11 protein-coding genes, 1 pseudogene and 1 riboswitch are annotated in these 12,393 nt (G+C 36.3%); of the genes and pseudogenes, 1 reads left to right on the forward strand and 11 read right to left on the reverse strand.

Going from position 1 to position 12,393, the window contains the following annotated elements:
• Positions 1–2: 2 nt before the first annotated feature.
• Positions 3–105, reverse strand: a riboswitch (glycine riboswitch).
• A gap of 92 nt (positions 106–197) precedes the next feature.
• The 11 genes and pseudogenes from TR08_RS04355 to TR08_RS04405 all read right to left on the reverse strand — a co-directional run.
• Positions 198–503: pseudogene (locus tag TR08_RS04355) on the reverse strand (amino acid permease); the annotation flags it as partial.
• A gap of 194 nt (positions 504–697) precedes the next feature.
• Positions 698–901 carry a heavy-metal-associated domain-containing protein gene (locus TR08_RS04365; RefSeq protein ID WP_045516060.1) on the reverse strand — a complete coding sequence of 68 codons (204 nt, stop codon included), beginning with the start codon at positions 899–901 and terminating at the stop codon, positions 698–700.
• A 222-nt stretch (positions 902–1,123) separates the two neighbouring features.
• Complete coding sequence (locus TR08_RS32375) at positions 1,124–1,282, reverse strand: hypothetical protein (protein ID WP_193747670.1); 159 nt, start codon at positions 1,280–1,282, stop codon at positions 1,124–1,126.
• 292 nt (positions 1,283–1,574) lie between these two features.
• Complete coding sequence (locus TR08_RS04370) at positions 1,575–2,537, reverse strand: SGNH/GDSL hydrolase family protein (RefSeq protein ID WP_045516061.1); 963 nt, start codon at positions 2,535–2,537, stop codon at positions 1,575–1,577.
• Between the two features lie 425 nt (positions 2,538–2,962).
• On the reverse strand, positions 2,963–4,600 hold the full coding sequence (locus TR08_RS04375; protein ID WP_045516063.1) for a PTS transporter subunit EIIC: 1,638 nt from the start codon (positions 4,598–4,600) through the stop codon (positions 2,963–2,965).
• Positions 4,601–4,673: 73 nt separating this feature from the next.
• Positions 4,674–6,077 carry a Sapep family Mn(2+)-dependent dipeptidase gene (locus tag TR08_RS04380; protein ID WP_052427336.1) on the reverse strand — a complete coding sequence of 468 codons (1,404 nt, stop codon included), beginning with the start codon at positions 6,075–6,077 and terminating at the stop codon, positions 4,674–4,676.
• A complete protein-coding gene (locus tag TR08_RS04385; RefSeq protein ID WP_045516065.1) occupies positions 6,061–6,732 on the reverse strand; it encodes a transaldolase family protein in 672 nt (223 codons plus the stop codon). The genes TR08_RS04380 and TR08_RS04385 overlap by 17 nt, the downstream gene beginning before the upstream one ends.
• 113 nt (positions 6,733–6,845) lie before the next feature.
• A complete protein-coding gene (locus tag TR08_RS04390; protein ID WP_045516067.1) occupies positions 6,846–8,006 on the reverse strand; it encodes an iron-containing alcohol dehydrogenase in 1,161 nt (386 codons plus the stop codon).
• Positions 8,007–8,026: 20 nt separating this feature from the next.
• A complete protein-coding gene (locus TR08_RS04395) occupies positions 8,027–8,746 on the reverse strand; it encodes a ribulose-phosphate 3-epimerase (protein ID WP_045516068.1) in 720 nt (239 codons plus the stop codon).
• A 104-nt stretch (positions 8,747–8,850) separates the two neighbouring features.
• Positions 8,851–10,260 (reverse strand): tryptophanase, encoded by a 1,410-nt coding sequence (locus tag TR08_RS04400; protein ID WP_045516070.1) that lies wholly within the window; start codon positions 10,258–10,260, stop codon positions 8,851–8,853.
• Positions 10,261–10,430: 170 nt separating this feature from the next.
• A complete protein-coding gene (locus TR08_RS04405) occupies positions 10,431–11,060 on the reverse strand; it encodes a helix-turn-helix transcriptional regulator (protein ID WP_045516072.1) in 630 nt (209 codons plus the stop codon).
• Between the two features lie 235 nt (positions 11,061–11,295).
• Between TR08_RS04405 and TR08_RS04410 the strand changes: the two genes are divergently transcribed.
• On the forward strand, positions 11,296–12,384 hold the full coding sequence (locus TR08_RS04410) for a hypothetical protein (RefSeq protein ID WP_045516074.1): 1,089 nt from the start codon (positions 11,296–11,298) through the stop codon (positions 12,382–12,384).
• Positions 12,385–12,393: the final 9 nt, after the last annotated feature.

Consider the following 12,393-nt stretch of genomic DNA (forward strand, 5'->3'; position numbering starts at 1 on the left):
TGCGTCCAATTGTGGTTCCATCTACCTGAGAGATTTGTTCCAAGGGTCTTTTTGGAACTTGCTCCTTCGGTGGCGTGTTAACTTGCACTCTCCCACAACCATCTTCCGCTTATTAATTTTTATTATTTTCAGAATAATAGTAAAAGGAATCTAAGTCAAGCTTTTTTGAAAGCGGAAACATTATTTATCAATAAAGATTATATTTTTGAGTTGCCACTAAAATTTTCTACTATTTGTTGTTGATTCTCCTGATCCGCATAATCCACCTTCGTTATCAACATCTTATAAATCGCAATAAGCATGATAAACCAAACAGGTGTTACGAACAAGGCAACACGAGTGTCCTCCGCAAGTGCAAGTACGACAAGCACAAACGCTAGGAAAGCAAGAATTAAGTAATTGGAAAATGGATAAAGCGGCAATTTAAATTTGTTTACTTTCGCTAGATCTGGTCTGGTTTTCCGGTATTTCAAATGGCTGATGACAGTAATTCCCCAAAAATAGTCATCCCAGTTTTATTATCATTATAAATGGCAATACCACCAATAATAACGACAGGTATCAACATATATAACCAAATCATAATAAAACCTCCATTATATTCCTTATTATTAAGCATATCATTACTCTTACCATTTTTTACATTTTTTTCTAAAATCAATCTAAACTGTTTGGATGAGGTTGCACGGACTCCAAATTAAACATGATAATTATTTTGCTCAAGAGTTGATAAAATTTTGTCTTTCGAGACTTTTTGTTCGTCAAACTCAATTTTTACCTCACCATCATTCGTATCGACTAAAACTCGTTCTACCCCCTCTATTTGATTTAGAAGTTGTTCTATTTGTTGTATTTGCTTGTCACCGGTTGCTTCTTTTATAAAAATTGTTGCTTCACCCATAGAAGAATATGCTCCTTTTTAATATATTTTCTTCTATTGTTTCCAAGTTATGAACAACCATTCTAACTGTTCGTTCATTCTGCAAAAGTGGGTTCTTAACATTGATAAAAATTGAATAGTATCTATCAGAGTGGAATAGGAGTGTCTGCCAAATGAAACAACTGCTCAACCTTTCAAGACAAATCTTACCCAGAAAAATAAAAAACCACTCAGAGTGGTTTTTTAATCATTCATTGCTCCTGCCTCTCGGGAAGTCATCGCACCTTGTCCTTCGCTTACATCTTTTTGAATTTCTTGTTTTACTTTTTGTGTATCAGTTCCGGCAAATTCTGGCTTCATAATAGAACCCAAATTCTCTTTAGCTTGTTGACCCGGTTGCATACAAACCCTCCTCAATTAGTGTTTAACAATCTTATTATTTACAAAAAAACATTTGGTATATCCCAAGGATTTGAGCGAACAAAAACGCACGGTGAATTTCAATGCGAAATTACGTGCGTTTTCCTTTGTTATTTAATGGTTTGCACCTCTGAAGTAAACCCGTTATTTTCAGAAGGTAGTTTTTCTTATTATAAATATCCTCATTTAATGATTAGGGGTGACTAAATGGTTAGTAAAGAAGCAGAGATATCCAGCCTCTTCTTGTATTACTTATTAATCTTCACCTTTGGGTTTATGATTCTATATCGACTGTGTTGATCTCGGTTTCTTCATTAGATTCTTTCAAATATTCTAAAACTCGCTTGGCCATTAGTTTATAGCCACTTGTGTTTGGGTGAAATTCATCCTCCGCTAATAAATCTATGTTAGAATTACTAAATAGGTCTTTTGTTGGAACATACTTTACATTCTCATATTCTTCCGAAAGTGATTTTCCAGCATTATTCCAATTTTCAATGATCATTTCAAGTTCTTTTATTTCACCAAAATGCCGTTCAAATGGATTATAAAAACCTATTAAATAAATTTGGGAATCTGGATTCAGCTCATTAATTTTATTAAAAATGGCTGTTAATCGCTCTATATATTTCACCCTTTCCTCTTCGAAGGGTTCCATCGAAACGTTCATAAAATTGGATTTTAGTACTTTCATAATATCATTAGCACCAATCGTGATTAGGACGATATCAGCCTCTTTAATTGCAGAAGTAATATCTTCTTTATCCAGTCGTTTTAGTAATTGATCTGACCGGTTTCCTTTTTTCCCAAAATTTTCTACCGTAATATTTAGGTTATGGTCTTCAAACGTGTTATTAAGGATGCCGACATAACCTCCATTATCTGTTTCATCTCCAATACCTTCGGTTAAAGAGTCGCCGATTGAAACAATCTTCTGATCTTTTTTGAAAAAATCTAATGCAACTTCGACTACTTCCCTGACCTTAGCTTTTATATCTTCCCTTATTGATTTATCATTCTCTTTAACCAGTTCTATTTGTACCTTTTCTTCAGCTGGAGCATGTTCAGCTGCAGTATCTCCTATATTTTCTGTTTGTTCATGATTAACAGAAGCGATCGCCTTTACACTTTCCACCTTTGTATGTTCACGATCTGACAGAAGTAAAAATAGAAGAACACTCACTAATAGCAAACTACCAATAATAATTATCATCATCGTTGCTTTTTTTCTCTGCAAAATTCCATCACACCTATTACTATTGTAAAATCATAATCTAAGAAAATAACATGATATATAGTTTATTCATTTTATCATGCGGGGCAACAATCCGAAAGACAACAAATAAAAGAAATCAAAGGGACGGTTTTCATGCTTCGTTAACTAAACGAAGCATGAAAACCGCCCCCATATTTGTATTTTATGAAAATGGAGGTAACCATTTTCCGTGTTGGTACTTAAGTAATTTCATTAGCTTTAACTATATAGAATAAAAAAATAGCGTAGACCTAAGGAAGGCTACTCGACATATCCAAAAATTTAATATTTACCTGTATTAGAGTACATATTCTTAAACAGTGTTTATATATTTATAAACAAAATATTTTAATAGGATTCTTTATGATCAAAAAAACATCAATTCTTAATGGAATGGTATTTATGTTCTAATCCATCCCTAATCTGTCTTTTACTTGAGACGCCAAGGTGATGACATGAGTTCCAAAGATAATTTGAAGAGATTTTCCACTTCGTACTACCCCTTTGGCATCAAGGCCGTGAACCCATTGTTCATCTGTGTGTACTTTATTCTGATCTATTACATCCACACGTAATCTTGTAGCACAATTCGTAACATGTTTAATGTTTTCCTTTCCTCCTAATGCAGAAATTATACCTGCAATCTGGTCAGTATTGGATATTGTTATTACTTCCTCAGAAGCTGCAAGTTCTTTCTGTTGAAAATCTTTTTTTGTATAAAGTTTGATTTGACTTTCATTATCAGCCTCTTCTCGACCAGGTGTTTTTATATTAAACTTTAAAATGGCCCATCGGAAACTGTAATAATAAGCAGCAAAATATGCTGGAATTAATACCAGTAGTGACATAGCATGGACTTTATCAGGTTGCAGCAAGTTCGGGAACATATCACGGACCGCTGTTCCTATGATAGAAACATTAAGCATCTCCGTAAACACATAGGATAAACCAGACAATGGAACATGAATTAAGAAATATAGCAGCGGTTGAACAAATAAGAAGGTATACTCAATTGGTTCGGTCACACCAATCAATACAGCCGTTAAGATAGCTGGAATCAATAAACTTGCGACCTTTTTACGATTTTCTTTCTTCGCAGTAAAATAAATCGCTAGAGCAGCACCTGGCAGCCCACCGAAGTGGAACAATACACGTCCAGTTGTAAAGTTTCTAACAATGTATTCCGTTGCCTCAGAAGATCCCATCTGTGCCAACATAATGTTACGAACACCTTCATATAGTGTTCCATCTACTAACATCGTTCCACCTACGGACGTATACTCGATTGGAAACGCTATCAAATGGTGGATACCAATTGGCAGCAACGCACGGTCCATTGCTCCAAAAGCAAAAGTCCCAACTAAACCACTTGCTGTAATAAAATTACTTAGTTCCGCGAGTCCATTTCCAATAAACGGCCAAACATAATATAATAGAATCCCTACTGGTACAACAGCTACAAAATTTAAAATCTGAGCATATCTAGGACCAGAAAAGAAAGAAAGAGCATTTGGCAATTGTTTTTCACAAAATCTATTATGGACGATACTTGCCACAACACCTGCGATCAATCCAGAAAAAATCCCCATATTATAGCTGAAAATACCAAGGTTATGACCAAATAAAGAATTGTAATTTTTTGCGTCTAGTTCTGAGTATCCTGAAGCGATCAATGCTTCAACTGAAGTGGTTTCAGCATTTAAATGGTTGATACCCATCAACGTATTGATTACGGTATTAAGACCAAGAAAGAGAACAAGTCCTCCCAATGCTGACCATCCTTTTTCCTTCTTAGCCAAGCCAAAAGCTATACCTACTGCAAAAAATACTGGCAAGAATCTCATGACCATAAAACCTAGACTATTGATGATTACAAAGAAATCATGCAGAAAATTTCCTTCTTGTATTAACCACCCTAAATGAAGAGCCTCCACGTTTTCCATGTTAGCAAAGGCCGAACCTATCCCAATAAGAATACCAGCAACTACCAGGAGAATAACAGGTATCATCATCGAACCAGCAAACACTTGAATTTTCCCTTTCATTAATCGTCACACCCCTAAATGTATAGTTGTTTGCATCCAACTTTGTTTTAATAAAGGACCGTGATGTATTTGTCTAAGATGCCAATAAACGAATGGTTTCACAATAGATAATAATCGATTTAAATAATGTTTCTATTCGAATCCGTTCATTTGGCATATGTGTGTTTGATACATCTCCAGGAAATGTTGGACCGAAACATACGCCATTTTTTAGTACTCTTGCATAAGAAATTCCACCTTTTGTAATACCCTCAGCTTCAACTCCCGTAACCGATTTATAGGCTTGTTTCAGCTGTTTTATTAAAGGTGTATCTTTTTGGACATAATGCAGGTCCAATGACTTCTGAATGGATACGTTTAATCGCTGCTCTGAACTAAACTTTTGTAAAACGTCTAATGTAGAAGCTAATGTCTGTCCCTTAGGGAAACGGTAATCAAACGCGATTTCAATTGTTTCACCATCGTACGTTACATAAGGAACTGCCATCGTGGTTATACCAGTCTCGCTGTCATTATGAAACAGTCCTAACTTTTTGCCATAAACATCTTCTAAAAAATAGTTTTCTAGTAAGGTTAAAAACTTTTGACTATTTCCCAAATCCTTTTTAATTCTGATTAGATCCTTAGCGAAAAGGAAGATTGCATTTCTTCCTTTATGAGGGTTTCGTGATAAGGCTTTATCTCCAGTGTAAATAGCAGTAATTTTTTGATTGCATATGATAATTTCATCAGCGTCAGTTAGAAAATTTTTTAATAGTTCTGGGCTTTGACTCTCAAATACCACTTTTAATGTCTCACAAATAAACCCTCTTTGTTTCTCACTATGAATCTCAATTAATTTATGAGGAGGCTCTTTGTTTAACAACCTCTCAGTTTCAAAAGTGAACGTGCCTTGGATGACTCCTTTTTCACAATGCACAATTGGAAAATCTCCATCAGGGGTAAAAGCCAATTCAGGTTGAGGATTATGGTTGAAATAATGCTCCATACACTCCCAGGTTGTTTCCTCTGCTCCCCCAATAATCAATCTGACTTTCCTTTTTAAAGGAATCTTTAAATCTCTTACTATTTTCATTGCATAATAGGCTGCTAATAGTGGTGCTTTATCATCATTAACACCTCTACCATACAAGAATCCATTATGTTCTGTTAATGTAAAAGGATCAAATTTCCAGTCATTTTTATCACCTTCCGAAACAACATCTAAATGTGCTAATATTCCGAAAATTTCATCGCCACTTCCGTAATCAACATGAAGGGCGTACCCATCAAAATCAGCATAGGTAAAGGAATCACGATCGGCAATCTTCAGCATTTCATCAAAAGCATTTCGGACCCCTTTACCAAACGGAGCAGAATTAGATCTAGTATCTTCTGCACGTATCGAGGAAATCTGGATTAAGTTCGCTAAATCCGACATGAATTCTTCTTCATAGAATTGGAGTTTTTCATAATAAAGTTTATTGAAGCTGAACAACCTGATTCTCCTCCTTGGGACTCAGGATTCTTTTCATGTCAGCCTCAAACTGTTGTTTCCCGGAAAGTGTTAACGGGTGGTTGAAACTTTCTTCAATAAGCTTGAATGGTGCTGCGATATAATCAGCAAATAATGCAACATGGTCTAATTGATATTTAGTTCGGATACTTGCTGCGATAATATGGGTCGAATACCTTTTCTTTTCTATTACCTTCGCAACATTCTCTACGAAAGTAAGTCCATCTACACCCATTTCCTCATTTCTAGCAACAAAGAGGAATACATAATCCGCACCAGCATTTATGGCCAGCATTGCTTGGTTCATATCAAAAACTAAAGTGATGGCTGTTTTTATTCCTTTTTCCTTCAATATCTTTACAAGTTTTAAGCTGGATTGCGAGTAATTAAGTTTAATAATAATATCTTTTGTAATTTTCGTGATTTTTTCTACTTGGCGTATCAAATCAAAAAGATCATCACCAACTACTTCAGCCGTTAACATAATACCGAATGTACTATATTTTCTTAGAAAGTCATAAAAGTTTGTATTTTGTTTTTCATATAAAGAAGGATTTGCCGTTATTCCAGCAACAACACCAAGTTCAAGTAAATGGGTTATTTCTTCCACATTGGCTGAATCAATAAAGTACTTCACCTGTATTAACCTCCTTTTCTTGTTATTCTTTGTACACCATCCTTATAGAGTGGAAAAACTTACTATATCGATTGAGCTGCTATAACAGCAGCTCGATCAATTTCTTCCTTTTTTCACAAACTTTGAGACAAAATTTCTTTAAGTCTATCTGAATTGGTTAATGGGAGATTAAAGAAGAGCTTTTCTTGCAATTCCTTAATAAGCATGTCTTTATCTCCTTTGAAAGTGAAGGGCTGGGATAACCCGATTTTTTGTATAAAGTGTTTTATTGTCAACTCTGCTTGTTCATGTAAGGGTGCTTGCTCATCAGCTGGATTGTAATCTTTTAAAATCACTAACAACGTTTTCACCTTATTTGGAATAACTGAACTAACATACTTTAAATAGGAGGGATATGCATAGGCCAAAGTCTGCCCATGTGCTAGCTCTGGAAAATAACCGTTAATTGATTCAGCAATTGGATGTGGTGCTTCAGCTCCAGCATTAGAAAGACAAATACCGGATAAAGTGTCAGCATAGGCTAACTGTTCCCTCAGTTCTAAATTCGTTAAATCTTTCAATAAAAGTGGCAGGGACTCGGCAATAATCGAAATGGATTGTAATGAAAGTGTTTCAGTTAGTTTAGTAGCTCTTGGATTAAAGAAGCTTTCCATTGCATGACACATCGCATCAAATCCAGTTTCAGCAGTGACTTTTTCAGGGACCGTCAGCATTAATTCTGGATCAACGAGCGATACACGTGGAATTAAACAAGAATGAAAAAGGGTCAATTTTTCTTTTTTCTCCGATTCTGTTACAACAGCCGCCTGTGTAACATGGGAACCTGTACCAGAGGTTGTTGTGATGGCAACAATCGGTAAGGCTTTAACGGTCTTGTCTAGATCGTTAAATGGGTCAGAAAACTGGTTAAAGCTGTACTCCCATGTAAGATCCTGATTTGCCGCCATGATGGCGATAGCTTTGGCAGTATCCATGGAAGAACCGCCTCCATAGGCCAGAATAAAATCAACATTTTCATTCACAGCTATTTCTTTTCCCTTATTCACAATGTCGGTTGTTGGGTTTGGCTCCACTCCTTGAAAAACCACATATTGAATACCCTGATTATCAAGACTTTCTGTGATTTCGCTATAGTGCAGTTCACGTCTACTATCTCTGACTGGTGACCGAACAATCAGGCACTTGCTTCCATATTCCTCTACATATTGACCAATATTGTTTCGAACACCAGCCCCAAAGTAAATCCTTGCAGGTGAATAAAATGAAAAATTCATCCGTATGACCTCCTAGTTTTTCATTCTCCAAAATATTCAATACTTGCGGCATCAATCGCTGCACGGCAAGCTTTGACCCCAGCAGTAATGCCCTCTTCATACTTAAAGATCCCTGAAGAAAGGATGACAACATCCGGTTCCGCTTCAATCATCGGAGCTAAATTCTCAGCTCGTAATCCACCGTCAACGGCCAATTCACATTTTGGATTTTTTTCATTGATCAACTTTCTTGCTCTTTTTACAAGATCAAGGGAAGACCTTCTCCACCCCCAATTATCTTTTCCGTCAGTTTCATCGACACCATGAACAACGATATGCAAACGGTCGATGTCATAAATGGCTTCCTCAACAAAGGATAACGGGGTATAACAACCAATAGTCAGGCCAATTTTTATTCCAAACTCACGACAATAATTAATAATATAAGCAAGCGGTGCACCGATAAAATGTTCTACAGGGATAATTAACATATTTGCACCAGCAGCAGCAATTTTTTCAATAAACAGACGATCACATTCACGCGTATAAATATGACATTCGATTGGTTTATCAGTTACCGGTCGTATTCCTTCAATGACTTGATGACCGCCCATTAATTGCATGTTTCGTAAATCATACATATCAGCGGCGTCCGAATGAATATAATCCGCCCCAGCCTCACTTGCTTCCTTTACAATATCTGCCAGATGACCATAATCAACATGTGCTAACCCTGCGGCAATTTTTATGTACTTTTTCATTGTTTTTCCTCCTATTTGCTGTGAATGACTTTTGGATTTATATAAGTAGATAAGCCGAATCAAATCGTAATGAAGATAGTTCGGCTTATCTTAATCTATTAACCTTATACCGTTATGGCATTGGTCTGAGGCAAGAGTTCAAATCCTGCTGTAAAGTGCCGTAAGGATGTGATCGGTCCTTCATAGACCAATTTCATTCCTCTGTACGTATCTCTGTTTTGATAAATTTCTCCTAATGCATTGGCAATGACATCCATGTGGCTATTGGTATAAACCCTTCTTGAGATAGCGATTCTCATTGCTTCTACTTCTGGATAAATATCCTCACCCGTTAAAGGATCTTTTGAACCGAAAGCACAAGCACCTAGTTCAACGGCCCGAACCCCTGCTTCTTCATATAATGCGACAACCAGTCGTTGTGAAGGGAATTCACTTTGCGGGATATGGGAAAAAAATCTTCTTCCATCAACGTAAACCCCATGACCCCCTGTTGGTTCTATAATCGGAATGCCTTTTTCCTTTAAGCGGTCACCCAAATATTTTACTTGATTAATCCGATATTCCAGATACTGTTCATCCACACCCTCTTGCAAACCAACAGCTAGGGCTTCTAAATCACGTCCTGCCAATCCTCCATAGGTAATGAAACCCTCATGAACAATGGCTAATTGTTGCGCTACTTTTAGGACTTCTTCATTTCTAGTAACGAAAAGACCTCCGATATTCACGAGACCATCCTTTTTTGAACTCATTGTGGCTGTTTCGCAATAAGAAAACATTTCTTTCGTAATCTCTTTAATCGATTTATTTTCATAGCCTTCTTCTCTTTGTTTAATAAAGTAAGCGTTTTCTGCAAGCCTCGCTGCATCGATCACAACTGGAATGTTGTGATTTTTCGCTAAGGTACTTACTTCTCTTATGTTTTTCATCGAAACAGGCTGTCCACCATTGTTATTACATGTTACGGTAATGATGACCACGGAAATATTTTCAGGACCTTTTTCTGCAATCAGTTTTTCCATTTTCTTAATGTCAATATTCCCTTTAAACGGTTGTGGAGGGCTGGCTGTATCTTTCCCGATATCATTGACATAATCAACAGCCAATGCACCAATCACTTCTGCATTTCCTCTAAATGTATCAAAATGCATATTTCCAATTGCATATTTTCCAGGTTTTGCATAGATTTTTGCCATTATGTAATCCGCTGCTCTTCCTTGATGTGTAGGCTGCACAAATGGCATACCGAAGATATCTTGAACAGATTCTTCTAATTTATAAAAGCTTTTCGAACCAGCATACGATTCGTCGCCAAGCATGAGTGCAGACCATTGTTCACTGCTCATCGCGGAAGTCCCGCTATCGGTAATACAATCAATATAAACATTCTCAGCTTTAATTTGAAAGGCATTATATCTTGCTTCCGTTAACCATTGTTGCCGCTGTTCCTTCGTGGTTTTTTTAATTCTTTCCACCATTTTGATGCGAAATGGTTCTGCAGTCATAAAACGCATTTGAAATCATCCTTTCGAAGTGATAATTTTTTTACATCTTGTAAATATTTTATCACTAGGGAATTGTACTTACAATACTATTCAGAAAATTTTTATTTTTATAATTAATAATAAAAAAACCGTAGGTACAAAATACATACCTACGGGATTATTCGCGTTCTAAATAAACATTAAAGCTTGCTTATATATCGATAGATAGAGGTTTCTGAGGTTTGAAGAATCTTAGCCAACTCACTAATAGAGCCTTTCATCAAAAAAATACCTTTTTCATCCAATACACGAATAAGTTCCAACTTTTCTTCATGACTCAATCTTTCTGGAGGAACGTTAAAATTTTTTAATGCTTCTTGTATCGTTTTCGTCATTAAATCTTCAAACGAAAGATTATAGCTCTCATAAAAGTGATCTGTTTTATATTGGAAAGGTTCCGAACCACTAATCAAGCGATTTAGAAGGCCCCTAAGCTCAATTAACTCGTCTACTTTATAGTTAATAGTAAGCATACCAATTAATTGACCATTATCATTTTTAATAAAATGTGTTGCTGACCTTAGTTTATTTCTTGCATGTGAGAAAGCCCGATAGTTTACAATCGACTCTTCTTGAACATATAATTCTCTCTCTATAAACCTTTTTTCCATGTCAGGAATCGGGCTACCTACAACGGTTTCAGGGTTAAAGGCATTTTCAATTAACACTATTTCCATTTTATAGGTATCATATAAAATTACTTCTGCATCATTTCCAACAAATTGGGAAAAAAACTTAACCATCGGAAAATATGACTCAATTCCAGACATACTAATTTCTCCTCTATTTTATGTATTCTAATTGTAAGATTCTTTTCAATTTTAATTATAGCTGAAATTAAGGATACTTAAATAATTTTTTAGTCCGGGATTGGTATTTTTCCACAGTCTTAATTCAAAAAAATCCGGTTACGATGGAAGTAACCAGATTTTTTTTCTTATAAATGACAAACACCCATTTTTCCTCTTAACATAGGATAATTACAAAATGTCAGGAGGTAGTTATATGGAGAAGGAACAATCATCACTTTCGAAGTCCTCAAGATTAAAATGGCAGCTTTTTGAAGTGATTGGAATTTTGTTAGTGTTTGGATCATTGATTTTGCTTTTATTCGCTCCTAATTCACTGTCTTCCCTGTTTGATACGATTATTAAAGAAGTAAAACCAATTGTTGTAGATATTTTTCTGACGAGTGAAGTTGGAATCGCCATTATTGTAAGCGTTATCGTTGGACGCCTTTTGGAACGTTTAGGTTTTACTGATGGGCTAATTCGCTTATTTGTCCCCATCATGAAGTGGTTTAAGATCAATCCATCGGTTATCATTCCAAGCGTTTACAATATTCTTGGTGATATTAACGCAGCTGGAAAAATCTCTGGTCCGATTCTTGTCAAAGCAAATGCAACCAAAGCTGAGCAAAAAATTGCAGTAGCCACTATGATCCAATCCCCACAATCCTTTGCAACCTTTGTGTTGGGGCTCATCGCACTATCAGCATTCAGCATTAATGCCTTTCCACTTGTAATTCTTTCCATATTTGTCCCAATCATAGTCGTTCCCTTTATCTTATCAAGAACCATTTACCGAGATACAAAGAAAGTGGAGCTAGTGGAATTACCTCGTTTTACACCTACTACAAAATTTTTGCAAACGATATTCTCATCCGCTAAAGAAGGTGTCGAACTGCTGTTTTTGATTATTATTCCAGCAGTTGCTGCCGTCTTTTTCTTTATCGGAGCATTAAAATTCATTGGTGTTTGGGGTGTCATTGAATCCAGTTTATCCTCTATTCTTACCTACTTAAGTATTGAACCCGCAACCGGGATTGTGTCTATCCTTGCCGCTCCGACACTTGCGGTTGCGCAGCTTGCCGATCTCGCGAGTACCATTGATCCTCGCTTAATTGTTGGATCATTTGTTTTAGCCAATTCTGGGTTGCCATTGTCGGTCATCTTTGGCCAGGTACCCGTCACTTGGGCCGAAACATCTGGTCTTAATGAACGAGAAACAATAGAAGCCGCTATTATTGGAATAGTTCTCCGATTTATTACGGCTTGTATACTAGGGTACTTTTTAACTCCATTTTTGGTTTGATGAATGATG

It is taken from the genome of Neobacillus niacini (assembly GCF_000759675.1).
Lineage (GTDB): Bacteria > Bacillota > Bacilli > Bacillales > Cytobacillaceae > Neobacillus > Neobacillus niacini_A.

Bases quoted from the DNA above. Each gene is read 5' to 3' on its own strand.
- TR08_RS04400 (WP_045516070.1), bottom strand. From the start codon at position 10,260: ATGCGTTTTATGACTGCAGAACCATTTCGCATCAAAATGGTGGAAAGA.
- TR08_RS04395 (WP_045516068.1), bottom strand. From the start codon at position 8,746: ATGAAAAAGTACATAAAAATTGCCGCAGGGTTAGCACATGTTGATTAT.
- TR08_RS04390 (WP_045516067.1), bottom strand. From the start codon at position 8,006: ATGAATTTTTCATTTTATTCACCTGCAAGGATTTACTTTGGGGCTGGT.
- TR08_RS32375 (WP_193747670.1), bottom strand. From the start codon at position 1,282: ATGCAACCGGGTCAACAAGCTAAAGAGAATTTGGGTTCTATTATGAAG.
- TR08_RS04410 (WP_045516074.1), top strand. From the start codon at position 11,296: ATGGAGAAGGAACAATCATCACTTTCGAAGTCCTCAAGATTAAAATGG.
- TR08_RS04375 (WP_045516063.1), bottom strand. From the start codon at position 4,600: ATGAAAGGGAAAATTCAAGTGTTTGCTGGTTCGATGATGATACCTGTT.
- TR08_RS04405 (WP_045516072.1), bottom strand. From the start codon at position 11,060: ATGTCTGGAATTGAGTCATATTTTCCGATGGTTAAGTTTTTTTCCCAA.
- TR08_RS04365 (WP_045516060.1), bottom strand. From the start codon at position 901: ATGGGTGAAGCAACAATTTTTATAAAAGAAGCAACCGGTGACAAGCAA.